Genomic DNA, 26,922 nt, shown 5'->3' on the forward strand with positions numbered 1-26,922 from the left:
TATCCCTGTTGTTCCGCCAAAAAGCAATCGCAAAGATCCTTGGGACTATGATAAAGAGCTGTACAAACAGCGCAACCAAGTTGAGAGGCTTTTTCGCCGTATCAAGCGATTTCGTCGCATTTTTACCCGCTATGACAAACTGGATATTATCTTTTTGGCTTTTGTCTTTTTTGCTCTCATTGTCGATGTGCTTATGTGAACACTACCTAAAAACCACCGAGGGCAATGTCGTCCACTATGGCTTTATTGAGGCTTTCATTGAAGAACTCGGCATGAAGTACAACATCCGGGAGATCGCCTTTGACCGCTGGGGCGCGACGCAGATGGTGCAGAACTTGGAGGGCCTCGGCTTTACGGTGGTTCCCTTCGGGCAGGGCTTTAAGGATATGTCCCCGCCAACAAAGGAGCTTATGCGCCTGACATTGGACGAGAAGATCGCCCACGGCGGCCATCCAGTTCTGCGCTGGATGATGGACAACATCCATGTGCGTACCGATCCAGCGGGCAATGTGAAGCCGGATAAGGAGAAATCCACAGAAAAGATAGACGGCGCGGTGGCCGCCATTATGGCGCTCGACCGGGCCATCCGGGGCGGCGGGGATACCGGCGCTTCTATTTATGACGGAAGGGGGCTTCTGATCCTATGAATATTTTTTCCCGTATGTTCAAGGCGCGGGATAAACCGCAGGATTCGCTGGGCGGCAGCCAGTACAGCTTTTTCTTCGGGCGCACCACCAGCGGCAGGCCGGTGAATGAGCGGACGGCCATGCAGATGACGGCGGTCTATTCCTGCGTCCGTATCTTATCCGAGGCGGTGGCCGGGCTTCCGCTCCACCTGTACCGCTATACCGAGGGCGGCAGCAAGGAAAAAGCGCTGGATCATCCGCTTTACCGGCTGCTCCATGACGAACCCAACCCGGAGATGACCTCGTTCAATTTCCGGGAAACCATGATGGGCCACCTGCTCTTATATGGCAATGCCTACGCGCAGATCATCCGAAACGCGCGGGGCGAGGTGGTGGGGCTGTATCCGCTGATGCCGAACAAAATGACGGTTGACCGGGACGGCGCGGGCCATCTTTATTACCTTTATACGCGCGGCTCCGACGATTCCCCGGTGGATACGGAAAACGGGCAGGTCTACCTGCCGCCGGAGCAGGTGCTTCATATCCCCGGCCTCGGCTATGACGGGATCGTGGGCTACTCGCCCCTTGCTATGGCAAAGAACGCGGTGGGGCTGGCTATCGCCACCGAGGAATACGGGGCGAAGTTTTTCGCCAACGGGGCCGCGCCGGGCGGCGTGCTGGAACATCCCGGCACCATCAAAGACCCGCAGAGGGTAAAGGATAGCTGGAACGCGGCCTATCAGGGAAGCGGCAACGCCCACCGGATCGCCGTCCTCGAAGAAGGGATGAAGTACCAGCCTATCGGCATTTCCCCGGAGCAGGCGCAATTCCTCGAAACGCGGAAATTCCAGATCAACGAGATTGCCCGCATTTACCGGGTGCCGCCCCACATGGTGGGCGATCTGGAAAAATCCAGTTTCAGCAATATCGAGCAGCAGAGCCTTGAATTTGTCAAATATACCCTCGACCCGTGGATATGCCGCTGGGAGCAGTCGCTGAAAAGGCGGCTTTTTACGGAGGAGGAAAAACGGGAGTATTTTATCAATTTCAATGTGGATGGCCTGCTGCGCGGGGACTACCAGAGCCGCATGAACGGTTATGCGGTGGCGAGGCAGAACGGCTGGATGAGTACCAACGATATAAGGGAACTGGAAAACCTCGACCGTATCCCGGCGGAAGAAGGCGGCGACCTGTATCTGGTAAACGGCTCCATGACGAAGCTGGCCGACGCGGGGGCCTTTGCAAATAAAAAAGAAACGGAGGGACAGACAAGTGAATAAATTCTGGAACTGGGTGCGGAATGAGGATAACCGCACTCTTTATCTGAACGGCACCATTGCCGAGGAGAGCTGGTTTGACGACGACGTGACACCGGCGGCCTTTAAGGCGGAGCTTCTATCCGGCGAGGGCGACATTACCGTATGGATCAACAGCCCCGGCGGGGACTGCGTGGCCGCCTCTCAGATTTACAGTATGCTCATGGACTACAAGGGCGCGGTCACGGTGAAGATTGACGGCATTGCCGCCAGCGCGGCCAGCGTGATTGCAATGGCTGGCACCACCGTCCTGATGGCTCCCACAGCCTTGATGATGGTGCATAACCCGCTGACCGTGGCAATGGGCGATTCGGAGGAAATGAAGAAAGCCATTGCCCTTTTGGACGAAGTAAAGGAGTCGATCATCAATGCCTATGAGATCAAGACCGGGCTGTCGCGGGCGCGGCTCTCACACCTTATGGACGCGGAAACATGGCTGTCCGCCCACAAGGCCGTGGAGCTGGGCTTTGCCGACGACCTGCTGTTTCAGGCGGCGGGCGATCCCGCCCCTCCCCAGCCGGAGAGCTTCGCGTTCTCGCGGCGGACGGTGACAAACCGCCTGTTGAATAAGCTGCCCCGTGAGGCAGAGGAAACCGAACAGAAACAACCTGCAAAGCCGCTTTACGAGCGGCTTCAATTATTGAAATTTTAAGGAGGAACGAATTATGAGCATGATTTTGGAACTGCGCGCCAAGCGCGCAAAGGCGTGGGACGCGGCGAAGGCATTTCTGGATTCCAAGCGCGGGGCCGACGGCCTTTTGTCCGCCGAGGACGTGGCGACCTATGAAAAGATGGAGGCCGACGTGGTAAATCTCGGAAAAGAGATTGACCGCTTGGAACGCCAGCAGGCATTGGATGCGGAGCTGAACAGGGCTGTCAATACGCCGATCACCGGCAAGCCTGCGGCCCCTGCCGGGGAGGAAAAGACGGGTCGGGCCACGGCGGAATACCGGAAATCCTTCTGGAATGTGATGCGCAGCAAGATGCCCTCCCCGGAGGTGATGAACGCCCTGCAGGTGGGGACGGATTCTGAGGGCGGCTATCTGGTGCCAGATGAATTTGAGCGCACGCTGGTGGAGGCATTGGAGGAGCAGAACATTTTCCGCACGCTGGCCCATGTGATCCAGACCAGCTCCGGCGACCGGAAGATCCCCGTGGTGGCTTCCAAAGGGAGCGCCTCTTGGGTGGACGAGGAAGGGGCGATCCCGGAGAGCGACGACAGCTTCGGGCAGATATCCATTGGGGCCTACAAGCTCGGCACCATGATTAAGGTATCCGAGGAACTTTTGAATGACAGCGTGTTTGACCTTGAAGCCTACATTTCCCGCGAATTTGCCCGCCGGATTGGCAACAAGGAGGAGGAAGCCTTCTTTACCGGCGACGGCACCGGCAAGCCGCTGGGCGTGCTGGCGGAAACGGGCGGCACGGAGGTGGGCGTTACCGCTGCGGCGGCTGCGGCCTTTACGGCGGATGAAATCTTTGACCTGTTCTATTCCCTGAAAGCGCCTTACCGCCGGAGCGCCGTATTCGTGATGAATGACGCGAGCGTGAAGGCCCTGCGCAAGCTCAAAGACAACAACGGCCAGTATCTGTGGCAGCCCAGCCTTACCGCCGGAGCGCCGGATACCCTGTTGAACCGCCCGGTCTACACTTCCGCTTTCATGCCCGCCCTCGCGGCTGGCGTAAAATCCATCCTGTTCGGCGACCTGTCCTATTATTGGGTGGCCGACCGGCAGGGCCGCTCCTTCCGCCGCCTCGGCGAGCTGTATGCGCCTACCGGGCAGGTGGGCTTCCTCGCTACCCAGCGCGTGGACGGCAGGCTCATTCTGCCGGAGGCCGTGAAGGTCATGCAGCAGAAATCTGCGTAATGGGGGAACCCCGCAAAGCCGGATGGCTTTGTGGGGAGAGGAGGAGCAACGGAATGAGTGAGCTTTCGCACTTGTGCGGAAGTAAGCGATATGGAGTTTGTGACGACGAGAGGTGGCGGCATGGAGGAATTACTGCAGAAGGTAAAGGACAATCTGATCCTTTCCCATAACGAGGACGACGGGCTGCTTCGTGGCTATATCACGGCGGCCCTTTCCTATGCGGAGAGTTACCAGCATATCCCCACGGGCTACTATACCGACAATCCCATGCCGCCCACCACCGAGCAGGCCGTTATCATGCTGTCGTCCCATTTTTACGAAAGCCGGGACGGCAGCACCGGCGGCTTTTTTGCGGATAACATTCAGGCCGGGCAGCAGGTATGGAATACGGTCAACCTTCTTTTGCGCCTTGACCGGGATTGGAAGGTATAAGGGGAACCCCACAAAGCCGGAAGGCTTTGTGGGGAGAGGAGGAACAACGGATTGAGCGAGCTTTCGCATTTATGCGGAAGCGAGGGAAAAGGAGTTTGTGACGACGATATGAGCTTTGGAAAAATGCGCACGCCCATCCAGCTAATCCTTACCGAGAACGTGAAGGACAACGAGGGATTTAGCTCCCCGCAGGATACGGTGGTGGCGGAGGTTTGGGCCTACCATGAGGCCCGGCATGGAAGCGAACGCTGGGCCAACCGGGCGGCCTTTTCGGAGGCCACCGACCTGTTCCGGTTCCGTATCATCCCCGGCCTGCAGGTGACGACAAAGCTGTTCTTGCGCTGTGAGGGCTGCCGGTATGACATTACCAGCGTGGAGGATGTGAAGGGGCGCGGGATGTATGTGGAGATTTTAGCGAAAAAGGTGGTGGGCTCCGGGGCTCCCGCAAAGCCGGAAGGCTTTGTGGGGAAAGGAGGAGCAACGGATTGAGTGAGCTTTCGCATTTATGCGGAAGCGAAGGATAAGGAGTGTGTGACGACGTGGCTAAGGTGCAGGTAAAAATGCCGGAGGATTTTCTTCTGCGGCTCTCCCGGCTGGGGGATAAGACCGACGAGATCATCCCGAAGGTGCTGGAAGCGGGCGGCGAGGTCGTGGAGCAGAAAGTTAGGGCGAATTTGGGCGCGGTGATTGGCCGGGATACAAAGGAGGAATCCCGCTCCACCGGCGAACTGCTTTCCGCCCTCGGCGTATCCCCGGCCAAGATTGACCGGGACGGCAATTACAACGTGAAGGTGGGCTTTTCGGAGCCGCGCCCGGACGGTCGCAGCAATGCCATGATTGCCAACGTCCTCGAATACGGGAAAAGCGGGCAGCCTGCCAAGCCTTTTCTGAAACCGGCAAGATCGGCGGCCCGCGCCCCGTGTATCGAGGCCATGAAGGCCGCTTTTGAGAGGGAGGTGGAAAAGCTGTGAGCCTGCTGGAAGATTTGAACGGTACGCTCGGCCCTTTGGGTATCCCCATAGAAACCGGCGTGTTTCAGGATACGCCGCCGGAGGAATATCTGGTCGTCACGCCCCTTTCGGACAGCTTCGGCTTCCATGCTGACGACCTGCCGCAGTATGAGGTGCAGGAGGCCCGGCTTTCCTTCTTCAAAAAGGGCAGCTATACCAGACAGAAAAACCGGATCGTCCGCGCCCTTTTGGCGGCGGACTTTACCATTACAGACCGCCGGTATATCGGCCATGAGGACGACACCGGCTATCACCACTATGCCATAGACGTGGCAAAACATTATGAAATGGAGGTTTAGATCATGGCGACGATTGGACTTGACAAGCTGTTTTATGCCCCGATCACCGAGGGCGAGAATGGCGACGAAACCTACGGAACCCCGGTCATGCTGGCGAAGGCAATGACCGCCGAGCTTTCGATTGAATTAAACGAGGCCACGCTGTATGCCGACGACGGCGCGGCGGAGATCGTAAAGGAATTTAAGAGCGGAACCCTGTCGCTGGGCGTGGACGATATAGGCGTGTCCTCCGCCGAGGCACTGACCGGGGCGAAGGCGGATAAAAACGGCGTCCTCATTTCCGCCAGCGAGAACGATGGCGCACCGGTGGCCGTGGGCTTCCGCGCCCGCAAGGCAAACGGCACTTACCGTTATTTCTGGCTGTACCGGGTAAAATTTGCGGTTCCCGGCACGAACCTGCAGACGAAGGGGGATTCCATCACCTTCTCCACGCCCACCATTGAGGGGACGATCCTGCGCCGCAATAAGGTGGACGGGAAGAACGAGCATCCGTGGAAGGCGGAGGTCAACGAGGACGACAGCGGCGTGCAGGCCAGCACCATTTCCGGCTGGTATCAGGAAGTATACGAGCCGGTCTATGAAACGGAAGGAGGCGCGGCATGATGGTGGATCAGGACAGGGCCGCAACAATCACGATTGGCGGCGAGGAGTACCAGCTTATTTTAACCACAAGGGCCACAAAGGAGATCGCGGGCCGCTATGGCGGTCTGGAAAACCTCGGCACGAAGCTGATGAAATCGGAAAATTTCGAGATGGCGCTGGATGAGATTATCTGGCTGATCGTCCTGATGGCGAACCAGAGCCTTTTGATATACAACCTGCGCCATAAGGAGGAGCCGAGGCCCCTGCTCACGGCGGAGGAGGTGGAGCTTCTCACTTCCCCGTTGGAGCTGGCGGCATACAAGGACGCGATCATGGAGGCCATGTTCCGGGGAACCAAGCGCCACATAGAGAGCGAGGCAGACCCAAAAAACGTGCCGGTCGGGTAAGCGACGAAGAACTGTTTACCCGGCTGATTTATTATGCAACGGTGCCGCTTCGGCGTTCCGAGGAGGAGGCGTGGCTCATGCCTTTCGGGTATCTGCTGGATTTGTGGGAGTGCCACAAGCAGTTTACCGGCCTCGCCAAGCCGAAGCGGGAGCTGTTCATTGACGACATTATCCCTTACGGGATTTGAAGATAAGTTTTAATTTTTCCGGGAAGGAGGTGGCGGAATCATGGCGGACAATTTTGGCCTGCGGATCGGCGTGGAGGGCGAGAAGGAATTTAAGAAGGCCCTTGCGGAGATCAACCAGAGTTTTAAGGTGCTTGGCTCGGAGATGAACCTTGTGGCCTCGCAGTTTGATAAGCAGGATAAATCGGTGGAGGCGATCACGGCCCGCAACCGTGTCCTGAATAAAGAGATTGATACGCAGAAACAGAAAATCGGCACCTTAGAGCAGGCCCTACAAAACGCCACCGCTTCCTTCGGGGAAAATGACCGGCGCACGCAGCAATGGCAGATTCAGCTCAACAACGCCAGAGCGGCCTTAAACGATATGGAAAAGGAGCTGGACGAGAACAACCGGGCATTGGAGGAAGCCGGGGATCATCTGGACGAGGCGGGCGGCCAAGCTGACGATTTCGGCGATTCGCTGGAAGAAAGCGCCGACAAGGCGGAGGATGCCGGGAACCGGTTTGAAAAGCTGGGCGGCATTGCAAAGACGATTGGCGCGGTGGTGGCCGCCGCCGTTGTGGCTATCGGTGCCGCCGCCGTATCCGCAGGCGTGGGGCTTGTGAAGCTGGGCGACGAATACAATCAGGCGGTCAACCAGATTTCCGCCTCCACCGGGGCCACCGGCGCGGAATTGGAGGCGCTTGGCGAAACGGCCCGCCGGGTATACACAAACAATTTCGGCGACAGCTTGGAGGATGTGGCGGAGGGCATTTCTGCGGTGCAGAAAACCACCGGCCTCATGGACGAGGAATTACAGAAGGCCACGGAATCCGGATTCGCCCTGCGGGACACCTTCGGCTATGACCTGCAGGAATCCGCCCGGACGGCCAACGCCTTAATGAAAAATTTCGGCCTTTCCGCAGAGGAAGCCTATAACATTATCGCCGTGGGCGCACAGAACGGCGCAGACCAGAACGGCGACCTTTTGGATACCCTCAACGAATACTCGGCACAGTACGCTGCCCTCGGCCTCTCCGCAGACGAATTTGTAAGCGGGCTGATCAGCGGTTCCGAAGCCGGTGTTTTTTCGATTGATAAGGTGGGCGACGCGGTAAAGGAATTTAACCTGCGGGTGATCGACGGAAGCAATACCACCACCGAAGCCTTTCAGGCCCTCGGCATGGACGCGGACGCTATGGCGGCCCGGTTTGCCGCTGGCGGGGATTCGGCAAGGGAGGCATTTTTCGAGGTCGTCAATGCGCTTGACAGCATGGATGATCCCATTGCCAAGAATACGGCGGCGGTCAACCTGTTCGGCACGCAGTTTGAGGATTTACAGAGCAATGTCCTCCCGGTGCTTGCCAGCATGGAGGACGGCGCGGGCAAGACCTACGACGCGCTCTCGCAGATCAACCAGATTAAATACAATGACCTCGATTCCGCCATAGAGGGGACAAAGCGCTCCATTCAGGGCGTTTTCCTTCCGCTGGCGAGTGAAATGTCGGCGGGGATCACCGACGTTTTTTCCACACTCAGCAATGAGATCAACGCAGCCAACGGGGATTTTGAGCAGATCGGCGTGGCTATCGGAAACGCCATAGAGGGCGTTTCCAACGTGATCTTAGAGAAGATGCCCATGTTTCTGGAATTGGGCCTGAATATCGTGACGAGTATCGGCGGGGCCATTTTAGACAATCTGCCCGTGCTGATCGAATCGGCGACGAATATTGTCTTAACGCTCCTTAATGCGCTGGTTTCAGCCCTGCCCCAGCTTTCCGAGGGCGCGTTGCAGTTGGTGCTTACGCTGGCGCAGGGGATTTTAGACAACCTGCCGCAGATCGCCGAGGCCGCCATTCAGGTGATTGTCACGCTGGCGGCGGGGCTTGGCGAGGCGCTGCCGGAGCTGGTTCCGTCTATCGTGGAGGCCATTATTTTAATCTGCTCTACGCTGCTCGACAACATGGATCAGATTTTAGCGGCGGCCTTCTCTATTATCGAGGGCTTGGCGCAGGGCCTTCTGAACGCGCTGCCCCGGCTCGTTGCGGCATTGCCGCAGATTATCACGTCCATTATCAGCTTTATCACAAACAACCTCCCGAAAATCGTGGAGATGGGGATTAAGCTGGTGGTGCAGTTGGCCGTGGGGCTGGTGCGGGCCATCCCGCAGTTGGTGGCCTCCCTGCCGCAGATCGTTTCGGCTATCCTGAAAGGGATCGGCCAAGCGGCGGTGTCTATCGTACAGATTGGCAAAAACATTGTGCAGGGCCTGTGGTCTGGCATCCAGAGCCTTGCAGGCTGGATTTGGGATAAGGTGTCCGGCTGGATTTCGTCAATCTGGGACGGTATCTGCGACTTCTTCGGTATCCATTCCCCGTCCACGGAAATGGCGTGGATCGGTGAAATGATGGTGAAGGGCCTTGCCGGTTCCATTGACACCAACGGGAAGGACGCGGTTTCTGCCGCCGAGAAAATGAGCGCTGACATTGACGGCGTGATGAACCAGCTTGCCGAGGATATGCAGACCTCGATCCCGACGGATTTTTCGGTCAATGCAAACGCCAACGTGTCCGGCGGCGTATCCGGCGGGGCCGGTTTCATGGCGGGCGGCGGCCCGCTCGTCATGGTACAGCAGATGATCGTGCGCAGCGAGGAGGATATACGGAAAATTTCGCAGGAGCTTTATAACCTCATGCAGACCGGCTCCCGCGCACAGGGCCGCATTATCACTGCTTAGGGGAACCCCGCAAAGCCGGAAGGCTTTGTGGGGAGAGGAGGAACAACGGAATGAGTGAGCTTTCGCACTTGTGCGGAAGTGAGCGATATGTAGTTTGTGACGACGAAGGAGGGCTTTTTTATGGGCTTTCAATATGGCGGGGTATCCTCGCAATCCATGAAGGTCAAGGCCCGCCTGACGGGCTGGCAGGCTTCGCCCCCGGTGCGGAGCAATACGGAAACCGTCCCCGGCAAGCCGGGCCTTGCCGATTTCGGGGCCGACAGCGGGGAGCGCTACATTGACATAAGCTGCAATGTTTTCCCGCAGAAAACCTTCGCCGCGCTGGTATCCGTCTTAGACCGGGTATCCGCGTGGCTCGACCCCACGCAGGGACTGAAACAGCTTATCTTGGACGACGTTCCCGACCGGTATTTTCAGGCGCGGCTGTCGGATGCGGTGGACTGCGAACGGCTCCTGCGGGCGGCTGGCTCCTTTTCCCTGCGCTTTTTATGCCCCGACCCTTACGGGTATGCGCTGGATGATGAAGCCTTTGTGCTGACCGGGGCCGGGACGCAGGAGGTCATGCGGCAGGTGGGGAATACGGACTCGGAGCCGGTGTATGTCCTGCAGGGGGCGGTTTCCTCCGGCTACATTTCCATAAAGACAAACGGCGAGGAGCTCCGCATTGTCGGCCCGCTTTCCGCCGGGGAAGTGCTGGTGATCGACACGGGGCTGGTAACGGCGAAAGTGACGGACAGCGCCGGGAATACGTTAAGGAACGGCCTGCCCTGCCTGCAGGAGCTGAATTTTCCCGTCCTGCGGCGGGGCCTGAACGTGGTGGAGATTGGGACGGCAGGGAGTGCGGTATTTTCCGAGCTTCGCATACAGGCCAAGAGCAGATGGAGGTGAGGCTATGGCGGTGAAAACAATACTGACGGCGCAGGAGGATTTTACCGGGGAATTTCCGGCGGAATATGCGGCTTCCGGCCTCTGGCGGTTCAATGAGGCCGCCCCGGATAACAATGACCGGCTGGCCGATTCCTCCGGCAATGGCCGGGATTTTACGGTGGTGCATTGGAGCGGCACCACGGCCAGTATGCGGCAGGGCCAGAAGGGCCGGTATTTCCGCATGAATATCTCCAACCCTGCCAGTGAGAAAACCTGTTTGCGGGCGGTCAATGACGGCTCCATTTTTGCCCGGCTGGGAGCGCGGCTCATTGTGGGCGGCTGGATGAACCCCACCACCTACTCGGTGGGGAATACCTACTGCCCGATTTTTAATACAAGGCAGGGGCCGGGCCAGCCCATTTTTTACCTTTCTCTGATCCGGGGGAAGCCGAGGCTCATGCTCTATAATGCCTCCGGCTCTTTGATACTGGATGAATCGGTCACGCCGCCTTTCTCCTTTGTGAACAACGGCTGGTATTTTATCGCGGCGGTGATCGAGCCGGACAATAAGCGGGCCTTTTATGTGGTCGGCGACCGGGGAAGCGGAACGGTATGGACTTCTGCCGCCCTTTCATGGACGGGGGAATTAAACCGCTCCTGCGTGGCCGATCTGGTGATGGGGATGCAGGCGGAGCAGTATTATTACGCGGGCGGCTTCGACGACTGGTTTCTGGATACGGATTCTTCCTTTACCGCGCAGGAGCTGGCAGAATATTTCAAAGCCTCCCTTCCCGCCAACGGCGGCGATATGGGCGGCCCGGTGGACGCGCTTATGGAGCCGGGCAGCGTTACCCTGCGGCAGAATACAGACGGGGCGTATCCGGCCACCGGCCAGCTTGTCACGAAGGCCGCGCCCTGCGCCCTTTCCGGCACAGGCCGGATATCCGTCACCAGCGAATATACGGCGGGCGTGACTTCCATTGCGGAAATCGAAACGGCCACCTCGGACGATCTGGAAGAATGGTCGGCGTGGCAGACGGTGGGCGTGAACGGTGAGCTGCAATCCCCGAACCGGCAGTATATCCGGTTCCGGGTGACGCTTGCCACAGAGGATACGGCCCGCAGCCCGAAGGTGCTGGAAATACAGCTCCATGATATACCGAAGGCCCCTTATGAAAAGTTGGGCTTTGCCCGGCCTGTGGTGCTGGATCAGGGCGGCGCGTGGGAAGCGGTCTTGGAAAATGCCTTTGACATTGTGGTGACGAGCGAGGTCAACGGCTCGGATACGCTGGAATTTTCCCTGCCCTTCCATGACCCCAAGCGGGCCATGCTGGATAATGAGAAGCAGGTGCAGATCGTAAACGACATTTACCGAATCCGAACCCTGACGGATACCAAAGACAGCGACGGGCGCATTGTGACGCAGGCGTATGCGGAGGCGGCCTTTTATGACCTTTCCTTTTCGGAGGAAAAGGGAACCGTGGACTTCAATGCGGACACCGCCGAGGCCCCTATGCGCCACGCGCTGGAACATACCGGCTGGGCGGTGGGGACGGTGAACGTCACTACAAAGCGCACATGGCAGTGTATGGAGAAAAACGCCCTCTCCATCCTCCGGGCCACGCAGAATATCCACGGCGGCGACCTGATCTTTGACTGCCCGAACCGCCTCGTCCACCTGCTGACCTTTGGCGGCAGGGATACCGGGGCGCTGTTCGCCTATAAAAAGAACCTGAAATCCATCCAGCGGGTAGTGGATACGAGGAGCCTCGTGACCCGGCTCTATGCCTACGGCAAGGACGGCATGACCTTTGCCTCCATCAACAACAACCGGGAGTATGTGGAGGATTTTACCTATACAAACGAGGTGCGCATTTCCACGCTGGACTGCTCGAATTTCACGAACCCCTATCAGATGCTGGAATTTACACAGATGCGGCTGGCGCAGTACGCAAAGCCCCGGATTTCCTATGTGCTGTCGGCTATGGACTTGTCGGCCCTGACCGGCTATGAGCATGAGGCGTGGGATTTGGGCGACATTGTGACGGTGGATGACAAAGACCTGCATTTATCCGTGAAAACCCGCGTGGTGCGCCGCCAGTACAACCTGCAGGAGCCGTGGAAAACGGTGCTGGAATTATCCACGACCCTGCGGGAGCTGGGTGATTCCTCCGCGCAATGGGATAAAGCCGCCGACGTGCTGGCCTCTACCGACGTGATCGACCGGCAGGAGGTGAAAGACCTTGTACCCTTCAACCACCTGCGCAATTCCCGCGCGGACAGCGGCATGAACTACTGGCTCAATTCCGGCTTTGAGGTGGACGCAGAAAACGGCGTTTCCGGTACGGCCTGCTTTAAGGCGGCGGGCGTGCTTGGCATGACAAAGAGCCTCGCGCAGACCGTCTACCCGGCCAGCCGCCGCAGCTATACCTTCTCGGCGCAGATCGCCTCCGAGGATTTGAAGAAAGGCCCCGCCGGGCAGGTGGGGATCGAGGTTACTTTTGAATATGAGGACGGCTCCACGGAAACGCGGTTTATCGACCTCTTTTAAGACAGGAGGCTTTCTATGGCATTTTTCACACAGGTGGCCGCCGACGTGTCCCCGAAGGGCTATGAGCGCCTGCGCTCCATTACCGTCCGGCTCTGCGTCACCGACTGTACCGGGCAGGTGTATTTCACGGATATGCTCCTGCAGGGCGGCTCCATTGCCACCGGCTGGGTGGGCCATGTGAGCGAGATACAGTGGACGCAGGACGGGTAAGGAGGCGGGCATGGCGGCAAAATTCACAAGGTTTTCGGAAACCATTCTGACAAAGCAGGATCAGCGCGTGGTGAGCGTTACCGTGAAGCCGCTAGTTTCCGACTGTACCGGCACGATCTATTTCACCGATCTTATGGTGCAGGAGGGCGACCGGCTGACGGGCTATGTGATCCATACGGAAACCCTGCTGCAAAAATACCGGGAGGCAGGAAACATTGTCCCGCCCCGGTTCTATAACGGCGTGGTGCGCTCGGCGGAAATGGTGGTGCTGTTTAACCTCGGCTCTGATACGGCGGGGCTGGACTGCTATCTGTACCCGGTGCAGGATATGGCGGCTGGCAGCGTATCCGTGGGCCTCGGAGCCGGGGCGCATAAGGCGGCGTTCCCTATGGCGCTCGCCGCCGGGGACGAAGTGGCCCTTTTAGCTTCCTCGCGGGAATGTCTGAGGAACGGGCAGCCTGCCTGTAAGCATGGATTTTTCCAGTACAGCGCCGCCGGGGACAGCAAACATCCGGTCAGGCTGGAAGATAAAAAGTCGGCAAGGCTTTTGTTCCGGTTTCAGGAAATGCAGGAAGGAGGCGATATTTTGTGAACACATTGAAAAGGGCGTTGTTTTAAGGTATAATTTCAATGTCAATGAGCAGGCATGGAGCTATAAATTATAGGAATGGTGGTAGAGCTTGAAATGAATTTATATAGTAGGGATTATCGCAGTATTACTTCAAGCGAGTTGGAAAAATATCAAGCTATCCTTAAACTTGAAACAGAAGGGCAGCCTATTGGGAGAATCAATATGTATGATTCATATCCAACCGCTGTAAAGCATTATTTGAGTTTGTTTCCCAATAATCATATAAATTTATGTGATATGAAGAAACAGGGGGATTTACAAGTGCTTAATGACAAATTCAAAGCAATAGTGCATAGCGAAAATGCTCTTGAATTAGATGTTTTGAGATTTATCAATAAAACACCAGCTTATCATATTATAGGTTCTATTTTTGAGTGTGGTAGATTTAATTTTGGGCATCATGAGGCATATTTATTTCCAGAGTTTTCTTTTGATGGAAAGTATCGGGCGGATTATTTGTTAATTGGAAAAGGTTCAGGCGGGTATGAGTTTGTATTTATCGAATTTGAAAAGTCAAATGGAAGAATAACTTTGAAAGATGGAAATTTAGGTGAGGTTTTCCGAAAAGGTATAAATCAAATATCTGATTGGCAGACTTGGCTTGATGCAAATTTCCAGAGTTTAGGGAAATATTTTGAGGGGATAAAGGGAAAAGGAGAATTACCGGAAGAATTTTTGAAGTATGATACCACAAGGATGCACTATGTAGTTGTTGCAGGGCTTAGAAGTGATTTTGATGAAAAGACATATCGACTTCAAAGGGATAAATTAAAGAAAGAAGATATTAAGTTGTTACACTATGATAATTTGTGTGATTCAGCAGATAGATTATTAGATATGCGCACATTTTAAGTGAGTTTTATATAAGTGTCTATCATTTAAGAAGCGTCTGGAAACAGGCGCTTTTTTGTTGCCATTTTTAAGGAGGAAGTATCTATGCGAGATTATCTGAAAGGCAAGCGGTGCATGGTTTGGAGCTTTATGGGAAATTCACGGATGTATCAGGCGCTGCGGGATTATGGCGACCGGCTGGATACGGTGGGGATTTTCACCTTTGAGGTGAGCGCTTCCGGCACGATTTCCGAAACCGGCACCAGTATTTCCTCCATGATGACTTATATTAACCGCTGGCCTCATATCCGCTGGCTCCTTACCATTATGAACCACGGGACGGCCAGTATTTTTACAGCCCTGCGCAATAATACCGGCGGGGCGAAGGATACTTTTTTATCCGAGATTGTCCGTATCATGGAAAAATACCCGTGGTGCGCCGGGATCGACATTGATTTGGAGCGCGGCGGTGGGTATGAAAACCGGGCGGCGGCAAATGCCCTGTTCCGGGATATTTACCAGACCGTCAAAGCCTACAACCCGGCCAAGCGCGTCAATATCTGCCTGCCGGGCATGACCGGCGTGCAAGGCTCCGTGGGCGGTGAGAACTGGTGCGTCTATGCCGACCTCGACGCTTACTGCGACACGGCTTCCATTATGTCTTACGGGATGGCGTGGGCTGGAAGCGCTCCCGGCCCGGTATCGCCCCGGAGCTGGCTGGAAGGCATTTATGATTATGCGGTTCGGGCCATGAACCCGGAGAAGCTGTTCATGGGCCTGCCGGGCTATGGCTGGAACTGGCAGATATACGACACGCCGGAGAACCTCGGCAAGACCTACCGGGGAACCTCCAACACCTACTATGCCGCCAAGCTGTGGATGACCGGCGGCTACAATTTTACCGACGACAAGCCGCCCCAGCCCTTTATTCCCATTGTGGCCTATTGGGACGATTACGACAAGGTGCCGTGGGCGCTCCCACAGGTCTATGATTACATGGAGGGCCGGGACGCGGCAGGCTTTGAATACCCGCTGCTTTCTGGAACCTATAACCGCAGGCATTATCTGACCGCTTACGGCAAGGAGCAGAAGGCCGCCTTTGGCACCGTGTACCTTGACTGGGGCGGCGGCACGCCGGACAGCCATTCTGGAATTGTGTCGGTTTCCGATTCTATGACGGTGCTGGGGGAAGGAAGCTCCGCCACCTACCGTTTTACCATTGCGCAAAGCGGGACGTATGATCTGGCGGTGAGGCTGTGTTTCCCCTTTTGGGATAAGAACGTCCTGCGGGTGACGGTGGATGGGCAGGCAAAGACATTCTCGGAGAGTCGGTTATGGTGGCCCTACTGGCGGCGCACCTGCTGGCTCTCCTTTGCTTCCGGCCTGAATCTCTCGGCGGGGGCGCATACCCTGATGATTAGCGGCGGCGTTCCCGGCGTGCAGTTTTACGGCTTCCGGGTATGCAGCGGATTTTCCGAATCTGCCAGCGCCGGGGAGGCTTCCTTTGCCCTTTCGCCCCGGCAATTCTTGGATGTAAATGGTAGCCCGGCCACGCCGGATAAGGGCTTTAAGCTGACCTGTGAAATGCTCCGGCGAAAGCCCGATTCCGCCCTTGTGTGGTATGAGGACTTCCGGGACGAAACGCCTTTGCCGGACAGCTACTGGACGACGCTCTCCGGGAAATGGGAGGTCTGGCGGGAGGGCTATTTTGAGAGCCGCCCCTATTCCCTGCTGGAAGGCTCCGGGCGGCTTGCGTGGAAATATGAAGGCTTTTGTGACCTGCATATCCGGGCGCGGCTGGGCTTTTCGCCAAGCGGCGGCGGGCGGGCCGGTGTCTTTATCGGGAATATCTTCTGCTGCTTAAATTATGATACCCAGCGGGTGGAGCTGTATCAAGGCTCCTCTTTGCTGGGAAGCTACCCGGCCAGCTTTGCTAAAACCCCGGCCAGCGCCATCCACAGCGATCCGACGCTCTACACGGTGGAAATGCGAAAGCGCGGGAACCGCGTCCGGGTATATTCCGGTTCCAGCTATACGTTGCGGTTTTCAGCCACGGTGAGCGCCACCTCCGGCTATGCGGGTATACAGGCGGATCGGGCCATTGTCTGCGACCTTCTGCGGGCCGGGGACGCTTGGGTTTATGAGCCGTATGAATGTTTTGACGTGGCATACCCGGACGGGCGGCGCACCAGCTTCGGGCGCATTGCCCGCTCCGGCGTGACGTGGGACAGCGAATTTCAGGTGTTCTCGGTAAACTCCGACGTGGAGGAAGCCGCCACCAGAAGCGAGGAGATTTCCCTTGACTATGACTTTTTCCATTCCCACCTGCTTTCACTTTCCTGCGGGCAGGATTATACGGCGAAGATCGTGCCGAGGGATATAAATGTCTGGATTTCCCGGCTGTTCCTTGGGGACGCGGACGGCTTTTCCATCCTGTATTATCAGGACGTGGATTCGCTGGTCTATTGGGCCAACGAGGCGGCTTACCGCTGGAAACTGCGGGGGATCGCCATCTGGTCTTTGGGGCAGGAGGATATGCGGCTGTGGCAGGCATTGCCGAAGCAGGTAACTTAATACCCGGAAATGAGGACGCCTTGTGCGTCCTTTTTCAATATCAAAATATGAAGGAGGATTTGAAACATGAAGAATGTATGGAACTGGATGCAGGTGGTTATGGCCGCCATTGGAGGAGGGCTGGGCTGGTTCTTCGGGGAGCTGGACGGCTTTTTCTATGCCCTGATTGCCTTTGTGGTGATCGACTACCTGACCGGCGTAATGTGCGCCATTGTGGATAAGAGCTTATCCAGCGAGGTGGGATTCAAGGGGATTTTCCGCAAGGTTCTGATCTTCGTTATGGTGGGGATCGGCCATGTGATCGACGCACAGATTATCGGCTCCGGGGACGCGCTGCGCACGGCGGTGATCTTCTTTTACATTTCCAACGAGGGCGTGAGCCTTCTGGAAAATTCCGCCCGGATCGGCCTGCCGATCCCGCAGAAGTTAAAAGACGTGCTGGCACAGCTCCATGACCGGGACAGCGACAAGAGTGGTAAGGGGGACGGCGAATGAAGATCAGCGTAACCATGACCCGCGCCGAGAATGTGGCTCGCTTCGGTGCGGGGCCGGTTTCCTTCGATTTGGAGGAATACCTCTGCGGCGTGGTTCCCGCCGAGATCGGCGAAGGCTCCCACATGGAGGCGCTCAAAGCGCAGGCTGTGGCCGCCCGCACCTTTGCCGCAAAACGGGCAGCGGCGGGGGCCGTGATTGACGATACCACGCGCTTTCAGGCGTTCCGGGCTTCCCTCATGGATACCTGCCCGCGAAGCCGCCGGGCCATAAAGGAAACCGCCGGGCAGGCGCTCACCTATGGCGGCGCTCTGGTGGACTGCTTTTATTCCGCCTCCAACGGCGGCACCTGCAAGCGCAGCGGCGAGGTTTGGAGCCGGGATTATCCCTATTATGTGCATAAAGCCGACCCGTGGGATGAAGCCGCCCGCATGGAGAACCCCAAGAAGGCGAGCCACGGCGTGGGAATGTCGCAGGTGGGCTGTATGTGGGCGGCAAGAAACGGCGTTCCCTACCATGAAATACTGGCCTTTTATTATGACGGCGCTGCTCTGGTGCATAGATACGGCACCGGCAGCGTCGTCGCTTTTGAGGCAGAAACCGAAGGAGGTTTTTCTATGAATCTGCACAAACGGATACTGACGGAAAACGCCTGCTACAAGGCAGGCCGCACGATTACCCCGAAAGGGATCATGGTACATTCTACCGGGGCCAACAATCCCAGCCTGAAACGCTATGTCGGCCCGGACGACGGCCTTTTGGGGAAGAACCAGTACAACAACCACTGGAATCAGGATCGGCCCGGCGGGCGGCAGGTCTGCGTCCACGCTTTTATCGGGAAGCTGGCCGACGGCACCGTCGCCACCTACCAGACGCTCCCGTGGAACCACCGGGGCTGGCATTGCGGCTCCGGCCCCAAAGGCAGCGGCAATGATACCCATATCTCCTTTGAGATATGCGAGGACAATCTGGCGGACGCTTCCTATTTCGGCAAGGTCTACAACGAGGCGGTGGAGCTTTGCGCCTACCTGTGCAAGGAATACGGCCTGACCGAGAAAAATATCATCTGCCACAGCGAGGGCCATGCGCAGGGCATTGCCTCCAATCACGGGGATGTCATGCACTGGTTCCCGAAGCATGGGAAGAACATGGACACCTTCCGGGCGGCGGTAAAGGAAAGGATCTCCGGCACCTCCGGCGGCAATGGCGGCGGCTCTACTTCCGGTATTTTGTACCGGGTACGCAAGAACTGGGCCGACAAGGCTTCGCAGAAAGGCGCGTTTAAGGTACTGGATAACGCCAAGCGGTGCGCCGACGAAAATGCCGGATACTCGGTCTTTGACGAGGGCGGCAAGGCAGTCTATACCGGCAAGGCTGCTTATGCCACTTATACGGTGAAAAAAGGCGACAGCTTGTGGGCCATTGCGGCGGCGAAGCTGGGGAATGGCTCCCGGTATCCTGAAATCAAGAAATTAAACGGCCTGACCTCGGACGTGATCCATGCCGGGCAGGTCTTGAAAATCCCGAACTAAGCGGTTGGGCGGCTCTGCGGGGCCGCCTTATTTTTGTAAGGAGGCGGAACATGACAGACGCACAAAAAGAAAATATCCGTTATCTGCGCGGCGAGGGGCTTGGCTATCGCGCCATAGCGGCCCGCCTTGGCATTTCTGAAAATACGGTCAAGAGCTTCTGCAGGCGCAATGATCTAACCGGCGTTGCCAGCAAGGAGCCGCCGCAGGTCTGCCGCCATTGCGGGCAGCCTTTGGCAAAAGCCCCAAAACGGAAAGAGAGAAAATTCTGCTCCGAAAGCTGCCGCCGCGCATGGTGGAAGGCCCACCCGGAGCTGATAGATAGAAAAGCATTTTATCCTTTGACCTGCGCGGAATGTGGGAAGGAGTTTTTAAGCTATGGGAACCGGAAACGGAAGTATTGTTCTCATGCCTGCTATATCAAAGCGCGTTTCCAGAAAGGGGGCTGCCATGACGAAGGAACAGTTTGAGCGGGAGAAAAAGTATCAGGCGGCCCTTGCAGTGGCCCGCTCCATGCTCCGACAGAACGTGATAAACGAAGAAGATTTCCTGCGCATTGAGGCCCGGTTAAAAGAAAAGTTTAACCCGGTTTTAGGTGGGTTTTTATTCTGAAAAGGCTTTCTTTTTCGGGTGGCTTCCTATAACATCAGTGTCCTGAAAGGAGGGCGTAATATGCAACGCATTATTAAAATAGTAGCGCCTGCCACATTGCAGCAGGCCCCGAAAGAAAAGCGCGTGGCGGCCTATGCCCGCGTATCCAGCGGCAGGGAAGGCCCGCTGCACTCGCTGTCGGCGCAGATCAGCTATTACAATTCATTGATACAGAAAACGCCCGGTTGGCAGTACGTTGGTGTCTATGCTGACGAGGCCCTGACCGGTACGAAGGAAAACCGGGCGGAATTTCAAAAGCTCTTAAAAGCCTGCCATGCCGGGGAGATTGATATGGTTATCACGAAATCCGTTTCCCGCTTTGCCAGAAATACCGTAACCACGCTGAAAACGATCCGGGAGCTTCGGCTGGCCGGTGTGGACGTATATTTTGAAGAACAGAATATCCACACATTAGGCGAGGACGGGGAATTTCTGCTTACCCTTCTGGCGGCCTATGCGGAGGAGGAAGCCCGCTCGGTTTCCGAAAACCAGAAATGGCGGATCAAGGCGAACTTTGAGCAGGGAATCCCGTGGAGCGCCACTATGTACGGTTATCGGCTGGTGGACGGCAGGCTGGAAATCGTGCCGGAGGAAGCGGAGGTTTTACGGCTGGCCGCCGACCTGTATCTGGCCGGTTATGGGCGCTATAAGCTGGAAGATGCTTTCGCAAAAGCCGGTGTCCGTGGGAGGCATGGCGGCATCCTTTCCGGGAACTCTATTATAGGGCTGCTATGTAATGAAAAAACGGTGGGCGACCTGCTCCTGCAAAAGAGCTTCCGGGTAGACCCGCTCACAAAGAAAGAGAAAATCAATCAGGGAGAAAAGCCTCAATACTTTGTAGAGGAAAGCCATGAGCCAATCCTTGACCGGGAAACTCAACGGCGTGTGATTGAGGAACGCGCCCGGCGGAAAGCAATTTACAAGCCCCGCTCCGGTTCCTATGAAAGAAAGGTATTCCCCTTTTCCGGGAAGGTATTCTGCGAGAATTGCGGTAAGAGCTTTACACGGAAAATTATCTGCCCCGGAATGGCGCGGGAAAATGTAATCTGGATATGCCGGACAACGCACCAAAAAGGCAAGGCTCTCTGCCCGGCGAAGCATTACACGGAGGCGGTCATGGAACAGGTGGCAGCCGAGGTCATGGGCCTGCCGGAATTTGACCCTGCCGCTTTTGAAAAGAAAATGCAGGAAATCCGTGTGCAGATGGATGGCTCCCTTATTTATATATTCCGGGACGGCCACCAGATCAGCAGGGACTGGGAGGATATTCCCCGCCGCATGAAAAAGAAGGAAAGGGGGCTTGTATCATGCCAGCAGTAAAAGCGCCGAGGGTGACGGTAATCCCGGCCAAGAAAGACCAGCTCCCCATCAACGTATTAAGCGGGGAGGCTATCAAGCGCCTGCGGGTGGCGGCCTATGCCCGTGTATCCACCAACAATGAAGAACAGCTTACCAGCTATGAGGCGCAGGTGGACTATTATACCCGCTATATCCAGTCAAAGGAAGAATGGGAATTTGTGGCGGTCTATACCGACGAGGGCATTTCCGCAACGAATACCAAAAAGCGCGAAGGTTTTAACCGCATGGTGGCCGACGCGCTGGCCGGGAAAATTGACCTTATCATTACCAAGTCGATCAGCCGGTTTGCCCGCAATACGGTGGATACCTTGACCACAGTACGGAAGCTCAAAGAAAAAGGGATTGAGGTATTTTTTGAAAAAGAAAATATCCATACCCTTGACGGCAAGGGCGAACTGCTTATTACCATCATGTCCTCGCTGGCCCAGGAAGAAAGCCGCTCCATTTCCGAGAATGTGACATGGGGCCAGCGCAAGCGCTTTGCCGACGGGAAAGTAAGCCTGCCCTATGGCCGGTTCCTCGGATATAAACGGGGCGACAACGGCCTGCCGGAGATCATTGAAAAGGAAGCGCAGATTGTGCAGCTTATTTTCCGGCTGTTCCTTTATGGGAAAGCTCCCTCTGCAATCGCTGCCTATCTGACCGGCGAGGGTATCCCTACACCGGGAGGGAAAACTATCTGGCGGAGTAAAACCGTGGAAAGTATTCTCACGAATGAGAAATACAAGGGCGACGCTCGCCTGCAGAAAAAATTCACGGTGGATTTTCTCAGTAAAAAGGTAAAGGTAAATGAGGGCGAGGTGCCGCAATATTATGTAGAGAACAGCCATCCGGCCATCATTCCGCCGGAAGTATTTGACCTTGTGCAGTACGAATGGAAACAGCGCAAGACCGACGGCCACTGGACGAGCAGCGCCCATCCTTTCAGTGGGAAAATTTTCTGCGGGGAATGTGGCGGCCAGTATGGCAGTAAAATATGGGATTCCAACACCGAGTACCGCCGCCTGATCTGGCAATGCAACAACAAATATAAGGGCGGACATTGCCATACGCCCCATTTAACAGAAGCGGAGATCAAAGCGGCTTTCCTTTCCGCCTTCAATGCCATCCTGCATGACCGGGCAGAAATAATGGCGGCATATAACGAGGTAATCGAGGCCCTTACCGATACCTCCGACCTTGACGCAGAACGTGGGGAATTGCAGAACGAGGCCGACGTGGTAACAGAGCTGATAAAAAAGGCCATTTCTGAAAATGCGCATAAGGCGCAGGATCAGGAAGAATACCAGCGCAAATATGAAGGCTACTGCGCCCGCTTCGAAAAGGCCCGGAACAGGCTGGCGGAAATTGAGGACATCTGCTTGGAGCGTAATGCCAAGAAGGTCAAAATCCAGATGTTCATGGAGCGCATGGGCCAGTATGCCGATCTGGTAACAGTATTTGACGAGGAGCTTTGGTATTCCACAGTAGATATGGTAACAGTATTTGAGGATAAGCGGATGGCCTTTACTTTCCGTGATGGGACACAGGTAACGATTAAAAAAGAAGCATGGGAAGCGGCATAAAAACGGCCCGCAGGTTCTATTCCGGAGCCTGCGGGCTTTTCGTCGTTTACATGGTATTGATAAGGGCGAGCAGGGCTTTTTTCTGCTCATCGTTTAAGGTACTCCATTTTGAAAACAGGGTGCGCTGTTCCTCGGTAAATTCCGCAGGGCCGTTTCCTTCGGAGAAGAATTGCGATAAAGTTATACCAAACGCCCTGCATACTGCCTCTAAGGTCGGCAGCGTCGGCGCATTATTTCTGTTGAACATATTTGTAACGGTGGAATGGGAAAGGCCGGATTCCTTCGCCAAGCGGTAATCCGTCCAGCCCCGTTCCTCCATGAGCTGTTTTATGCGTTTCTGCGCATCCATGCCATCACCTGCCTATCTGTATCTATTCTAATTCCCAAAAGGGTGCTATAATAGTCATAATCGGTAGATAGACTATTGCCCAAAAGGGAGTTGTTCTGTTATAGCGTGGTAGACAGGCGGGTATACTATTCATAAAAAATCGGGAGGCTGCTATGGAAGAAGAAACTGTATTTGAAAGGCTGGCCCGTGAAAGGAATATCACGGTGGAGGAAATGCGGGCGATTATTTTGGCCCGCATTGAGGCCGGGATGAATGATCCTGACCCGGAGAAGCGGGCGCAATGGGAAAGGATACCCCGCGCGGGGAAGATACCCACGCCGGAGGAGTGGCTCCGGTATGCGGTGGAGCGGATCGAGGCCGAAGGGCGCGGCGATCTACTGCGCTGGTATCCGAACCTTTGAATATAGGTGCATAGGCATAAAAACAGCGGAAATGAACACCTTTGTTGGTGACTTTCCCGCTGTTTTTTCTTGCGCTAAATTCTATTAAAAACTGTTCCTTTAGACATATCAGAGTGTAAATCGGCAGTTTTGCGGTACAGCTCATAAACGGAACCAACAGAATTGTCATTTTATGATCCCGTTCACTGGATAATGTTCTGGTTGCCATAATCGCAGGAACCGAGCAGCCAAATCCAATCAGCATAGGCACAATGCTTCTCCCTGAAAGACCAATCTTGCGGAGTAGCCTGTCCATAACAAAAGCCACTCTTGCGATATATCCGGTATCCTCCAAAATGGAGAGGAAGAAAAACATAGTCACAATCGTTGGCAGTAAACTAAGTACACTTCCCACACCGCTGCAAACACCATCAATCACAAGGGAGTGAACTACCGGATTCACCTGCGCCTTTCCAAGCAGCCCATCAAGCAGGGCAATCACCGTATCAATTCCCATACCCATCAGATCGGACAATGCCGCACCAATAAAGCTGAATGTCATAACAAAAACAAGTGCCATAATCCCAATGAAACAGGGAATCGCTGTATACTTTCCCGTTAAAATCCGGTCTATCGCCATACTGCGTTTATGTTCCCTGCTTTCACGGGGGCGGACTACAGTTTTCGCACATAAGGCTTCAATAAACGAAAATCTCATGTTTGCAAGAGCAGCTTCCCGGTCAAGCCCCGTTTCCGTTTCCAAAACAGATACCAGATGTTCAAATATGTCAGCCTTTTCAGATGAAATGGAAAGTTTCTCTTTCATGAGGCGGTCATTTTCCACCATCTTTGTAACGGCAAAGCGCACCGGCATCCCTTTTTTCTTTGCCTCCGGCTCCAATATATGTACTGCCGCATGAATACACCGGTGTACTGCACCTATGGGATTATGTTCATCACTGCTTGCCGGACAAAAATCAACCCGGCCGGGACTTTCCCTATGCCTTGCCACATGGATTGCATGGTCAATCAGTTCCTCAATACCCTCATTTTTTGCCGCAGAAATCGGCACCACCGGAATACCAAGAATTTCTTCCAGTTCATTTACCCGGACAGAACCGCCGTTTGCCCGGACTTCATCCATCATATTGAGCGCCAGCACCATCGGAATCCCAAGCTCCATGAGCTGCATGGTAAGGTAAAGGTTCCTCTCCATATTGGTAGCGTCAACAATATTGATGATTCCGTCCGGGTACGTATCCATCAGAAAATCTCTTGTTACAATTTCTTCACTGGAATAGGGGGAAAGGGAGTAAATCCCCGGTAAATCCGTAACAACTGCTTTTGAATGCTTGCGGATTGTACCATCTTTACGGTCAACCGTCACACCGGGAAAGTTCCCCACGTGCTGATTTGCTCCCGTAAGCTGGTTAAATAAAGTAGTTTTCCCGCAATTCTGATTTCCCACCAGTGCGAAAGTAATCTTCGCCCCTTCAGGTATCTCATTTGCCGCATCATGGACATGATAGCTTTTTGCCCTGCCAAGTTCACCGACTCCTGGATGCTCTATTGCTGCTACCCTTTGTGTGCCATGCATTTTTTCCGCTTTGGTATGAACCTTTTCCACTGTGATTTTTTGTGCTTCATCAAGCCGTAAAGTCAATTCATAACCTCTTAACTCAATCTGCACCGGATCACCCATCGGCGCAATTTTTTGAAGCGTAACCTCCGTTTTCGGGGTAAGCCCCATATCCAGTAAATGATGCCTAAGTGCGCCCGTTCCACCTACGGAACGGATATAGGCGCTCTGTTTTGGTTTTAATTCATCCATTGTCATTTTATCGTCACCTCATTTTCACCGACCACGAATATGCTCTGTCCCTTTTTCAATAACCATCGGCACATGTTTATCCACCAAAGTATAAAATATCATTTTTCCGTCCCTGCGCCGTCTTACCAGTTTATTTGATTTCAGCAAATTCAACTGGTGTGACACCGCAGACTGGGTCATTCCAAGCTGTTCTGCCAGGTCACTGACATTCGCATCCTGCTCCATTAAAAGAAGCAGGATGCGAATACGGGTAGGGTTCCCCAGCACCTTAAAAAATTCTGTTAAAATGTACAAATCGCTTTCTTTCAACCCGACATAACATTGACTGTCCTGATATTTCGTCAAAGGAACCCCTCCTTTCTTACAGCTTTTTCACAAACAGACAACGGATTGCATTCAGCACCGCAAGAATCATAACGCCCACATCTGCGAAAATCGCCAGATACATATTTGCAATTCCCACAGCCCCTAATGCAAGGCAGGCGAATTTTACAACAAGTGCCATTGTAATATTCTGATAAACAATCCGCAGACATTTTCTTGAAATTTTGATTGCTTTTGCAATCTTAATCGGATCATCATCCATCAACACAATATCCGCCGCTTCGATTGCCGCATCGGAACCCATTGCCCCCATAGCGATACCAATATCCGCTCTGGAAAGAACCGGGGCGTCATTGATACCGTCACCCACAAATGCCAGCTTTGCCTTGCCCAGTTTCACCCGCAGCAGTTCTTCCACTTTTTCAACCTTATCTGCTGGCAGAAGTTCGCTGTAAACCTCGTCAATCCCAAGAGAGGAAGCAACCTGATTTGCCACTTTCTTTGCATCGCCCGTCAACATGACAGTCTTGTCAACGCCTGCTTTCTTTAATTCCGTAATCGCCGCCTTGGAATGAGGTTTGATAATATCGGAAATCACAATATGCCCTGCATATTTCCCATTGATTGCCATGTGAATAATCGTTCCGGTCTGATGGCAGTCCTGATAAGGAATGTTCAGGTGTTTCATCAGTTTGTCATTACCGGCAGCAACCTCCATACCGTCTACCTTTGCAGTTACGCCATTTCCGCTGATTTCTTGTATATCTGATACACGGCTTCTGTCAATTTCTTTCCCATATGCCCGCTGTAAGCTCTTGCTGATGGGGTGGGAAGAAGCGCTTTCTGCAAAAGCAGCATACTCCAGCAGTTTCTCGTTCTCAATGGTAGAATGGTGAATCCCGTTTACTTCAAAAACGCCTTTTGTCATGGTTCCGGTTTTGTCAAAAACAACGTACTTGGTCTGGGAGAGGATTTCCAGGTAGTTGGAACCTTTTACCAACACGCCCTCCTTGCTTGCTCCGCCGATTCCCGCAAAGAAACTTAAAGGAATACTGATTACAAGCGCACAAGGGCAGCTAATGACAAGGAATGTCAACGCCCGGTAAATCCACACACCCCAATCTGCTGACAGTCCCATAAAAAGCATACGGACAACAGGGGGGAGAAATGCCAGTGTGATATGGTATAAAAAAGTTGACACCTTTTCCTCAAGGGAGTAGAAAAAAGAGAAGAAGAAGGAGGAAAGGCAATGGCTCGAAGCTACGATAAAGAGTACAAGGTACAGGCCGTAAAGCTGGCCAGAGAGATCGGCGGAGACAAAGCGGCGAAGGAGCTGG

The 26,922-nt window shown here is 54.7% G+C and carries 27 protein-coding genes and 3 pseudogenes; 26 read left to right on the forward strand and 4 right to left on the reverse strand.

Annotation, left to right across the window (positions count from 1 at the left end; all coding sequences use genetic code 11):
- From C814_RS23000 to C814_RS13975, 26 genes and pseudogenes are all read left to right on the forward strand, one after another.
- Positions 1–199: transposase (locus C814_RS23000; protein WP_155846397.1), on the forward strand; the 199-nt coding region annotated here is incomplete at its 5' end.
- 4 nt (positions 200–203) lie between these two features.
- A pseudogene (locus C814_RS0104870) lies at positions 204–647 on the forward strand (terminase TerL endonuclease subunit); the annotation flags it as partial.
- Positions 644–1,906 carry a phage portal protein gene (locus tag C814_RS13885; protein ID WP_016315966.1) on the forward strand — a complete coding sequence of 421 codons (1,263 nt, stop codon included), beginning with the start codon at positions 644–646 and terminating at the stop codon, positions 1,904–1,906. The pseudogene C814_RS0104870 and the gene C814_RS13885, both read left to right, overlap by 4 nt.
- The gene (locus tag C814_RS13890) at positions 1,899–2,594 is read left to right on the forward strand and encodes a head maturation protease, ClpP-related (RefSeq protein WP_016315967.1); all 696 of its coding nucleotides are present in this window, start codon (positions 1,899–1,901) and stop codon (positions 2,592–2,594) included. Before C814_RS13885 ends, C814_RS13890 begins: the two co-directional genes overlap by 8 nt.
- A 13-nt stretch (positions 2,595–2,607) precedes the next feature.
- Entirely contained in the window at positions 2,608–3,810 is a 1,203-nt protein-coding gene (locus tag C814_RS13895) for a phage major capsid protein (RefSeq protein ID WP_016315968.1), read from the forward strand.
- Between the two features lie 120 nt (positions 3,811–3,930).
- Positions 3,931–4,242, forward strand: coding sequence for a head-tail connector protein (locus C814_RS13900; RefSeq protein WP_016315969.1), 312 nt, complete (start codon positions 3,931–3,933; stop codon positions 4,240–4,242).
- Positions 4,243–4,350: 108 nt separating this feature from the next.
- Positions 4,351–4,731, forward strand: coding sequence for a phage head closure protein (locus C814_RS0104875; RefSeq protein WP_051142462.1), 381 nt, complete (start codon positions 4,351–4,353; stop codon positions 4,729–4,731).
- 50 nt (positions 4,732–4,781) lie between these two features.
- Complete coding sequence (locus C814_RS13905) at positions 4,782–5,213, forward strand: HK97 gp10 family phage protein (RefSeq protein ID WP_016315971.1); 432 nt, start codon at positions 4,782–4,784, stop codon at positions 5,211–5,213.
- The gene (locus C814_RS13910) at positions 5,210–5,551 is read left to right on the forward strand and encodes a hypothetical protein (protein ID WP_016315972.1); all 342 of its coding nucleotides are present in this window, start codon (positions 5,210–5,212) and stop codon (positions 5,549–5,551) included. The genes C814_RS13905 and C814_RS13910 overlap by 4 nt, the downstream gene beginning before the upstream one ends.
- A 3-nt stretch (positions 5,552–5,554) precedes the next feature.
- Positions 5,555–6,154, forward strand: a complete 600-nt coding sequence (locus tag C814_RS13915) for a major tail protein (RefSeq protein ID WP_016315973.1) — start codon at positions 5,555–5,557, stop codon at positions 6,152–6,154.
- Positions 6,154–6,540, forward strand: a complete 387-nt coding sequence (locus tag C814_RS13920) for a hypothetical protein (RefSeq protein ID WP_016315974.1) — start codon at positions 6,154–6,156, stop codon at positions 6,538–6,540. The genes C814_RS13915 and C814_RS13920 overlap by 1 nt, the downstream gene beginning before the upstream one ends.
- A 228-nt stretch (positions 6,541–6,768) precedes the next feature.
- The gene (locus C814_RS13925) at positions 6,769–9,441 is read left to right on the forward strand and encodes a phage tail tape measure protein (protein ID WP_016315976.1); all 2,673 of its coding nucleotides are present in this window, start codon (positions 6,769–6,771) and stop codon (positions 9,439–9,441) included.
- Positions 9,442–9,561: 120 nt separating this feature from the next.
- The gene (locus C814_RS13930; RefSeq protein ID WP_016315977.1) at positions 9,562–10,329 is read left to right on the forward strand and encodes a distal tail protein Dit; all 768 of its coding nucleotides are present in this window, start codon (positions 9,562–9,564) and stop codon (positions 10,327–10,329) included.
- Positions 10,330–10,333: 4 nt separating this feature from the next.
- Positions 10,334–12,859 carry a phage tail spike protein gene (locus C814_RS13935; RefSeq protein ID WP_016315978.1) on the forward strand — a complete coding sequence of 842 codons (2,526 nt, stop codon included), beginning with the start codon at positions 10,334–10,336 and terminating at the stop codon, positions 12,857–12,859.
- Between the two features lie 15 nt (positions 12,860–12,874).
- Positions 12,875–13,069, forward strand: coding sequence for a hypothetical protein (locus C814_RS13940; RefSeq protein WP_016315979.1), 195 nt, complete (start codon positions 12,875–12,877; stop codon positions 13,067–13,069).
- Positions 13,070–13,079: 10 nt separating this feature from the next.
- Positions 13,080–13,661: a hypothetical protein gene (locus tag C814_RS13945; protein WP_016315980.1), complete on the forward strand. Its 582-nt coding sequence runs from the start codon at positions 13,080–13,082 to the stop codon at positions 13,659–13,661.
- 75 nt (positions 13,662–13,736) lie between these two features.
- The gene (locus C814_RS13950; protein ID WP_022788423.1) at positions 13,737–14,552 is read left to right on the forward strand and encodes a Shedu anti-phage system protein SduA domain-containing protein; all 816 of its coding nucleotides are present in this window, start codon (positions 13,737–13,739) and stop codon (positions 14,550–14,552) included.
- An 84-nt stretch (positions 14,553–14,636) separates the two neighbouring features.
- The gene (locus tag C814_RS13955; RefSeq protein WP_016315982.1) at positions 14,637–17,105 is read left to right on the forward strand and encodes a glycosyl hydrolase family 18 protein; all 2,469 of its coding nucleotides are present in this window, start codon (positions 14,637–14,639) and stop codon (positions 17,103–17,105) included.
- Between the two features lie 66 nt (positions 17,106–17,171).
- Positions 17,172–17,600 carry a phage holin family protein gene (locus tag C814_RS13960; protein WP_016315983.1) on the forward strand — a complete coding sequence of 143 codons (429 nt, stop codon included), beginning with the start codon at positions 17,172–17,174 and terminating at the stop codon, positions 17,598–17,600.
- 14 nt (positions 17,601–17,614) lie between these two features.
- A pseudogene (locus tag C814_RS24945) lies at positions 17,615–18,022 on the forward strand (SpoIID/LytB domain-containing protein); the annotation flags it as partial.
- A 192-nt stretch (positions 18,023–18,214) separates the two neighbouring features.
- A pseudogene (locus tag C814_RS24950) lies at positions 18,215–18,784 on the forward strand (N-acetylmuramoyl-L-alanine amidase family protein); the annotation flags it as partial.
- 207 nt (positions 18,785–18,991) lie between these two features.
- On the forward strand, positions 18,992–19,129 hold the full coding sequence (locus C814_RS24955) for a LysM peptidoglycan-binding domain-containing protein (protein WP_369750565.1): 138 nt from the start codon (positions 18,992–18,994) through the stop codon (positions 19,127–19,129).
- A 50-nt stretch (positions 19,130–19,179) separates the two neighbouring features.
- Positions 19,180–19,596, forward strand: a complete 417-nt coding sequence (locus C814_RS13965) for a helix-turn-helix domain-containing protein (protein ID WP_016315985.1) — start codon at positions 19,180–19,182, stop codon at positions 19,594–19,596.
- Positions 19,577–19,738, forward strand: coding sequence for an SHOCT domain-containing protein (locus tag C814_RS22360; RefSeq protein WP_016315986.1), 162 nt, complete (start codon positions 19,577–19,579; stop codon positions 19,736–19,738). Before C814_RS13965 ends, C814_RS22360 begins: the two co-directional genes overlap by 20 nt.
- A 60-nt stretch (positions 19,739–19,798) precedes the next feature.
- A complete protein-coding gene (locus C814_RS13970; RefSeq protein WP_016315987.1) occupies positions 19,799–21,097 on the forward strand; it encodes a recombinase family protein in 1,299 nt (432 codons plus the stop codon).
- The gene (locus C814_RS13975) at positions 21,085–22,701 is read left to right on the forward strand and encodes a recombinase family protein (RefSeq protein ID WP_016315988.1); all 1,617 of its coding nucleotides are present in this window, start codon (positions 21,085–21,087) and stop codon (positions 22,699–22,701) included. Before C814_RS13970 ends, C814_RS13975 begins: the two co-directional genes overlap by 13 nt.
- A gap of 46 nt (positions 22,702–22,747) precedes the next feature.
- Here C814_RS13975 and C814_RS13980 read toward each other — a convergent pair whose 3' ends face one another.
- The 4 genes from C814_RS13980 to C814_RS13995 all read right to left on the reverse strand — a co-directional run.
- Positions 22,748–23,050: a helix-turn-helix domain-containing protein gene (locus tag C814_RS13980; protein ID WP_016315989.1), complete on the reverse strand. Its 303-nt coding sequence runs from the start codon at positions 23,048–23,050 to the stop codon at positions 22,748–22,750.
- Between the two features lie 222 nt (positions 23,051–23,272).
- Complete coding sequence (gene feoB, locus C814_RS13985) at positions 23,273–25,267, reverse strand: ferrous iron transport protein B (RefSeq protein ID WP_016315990.1); 1,995 nt, start codon at positions 25,265–25,267, stop codon at positions 23,273–23,275.
- 18 nt (positions 25,268–25,285) lie between these two features.
- Complete coding sequence (locus tag C814_RS13990) at positions 25,286–25,606, reverse strand: ArsR/SmtB family transcription factor (RefSeq protein ID WP_016315991.1); 321 nt, start codon at positions 25,604–25,606, stop codon at positions 25,286–25,288.
- Between the two features lie 16 nt (positions 25,607–25,622).
- Positions 25,623–26,922 (reverse strand): heavy metal translocating P-type ATPase (locus C814_RS13995; RefSeq protein ID WP_022788424.1); only part of this gene is annotated, 1,300 nt, incomplete at its 5' end.

The sequence above is a fragment of the Anaerotruncus sp. G3(2012) genome (genome assembly GCF_000403395.2).
Lineage (GTDB): Bacteria > Bacillota > Clostridia > Oscillospirales > Ruminococcaceae > Anaerotruncus.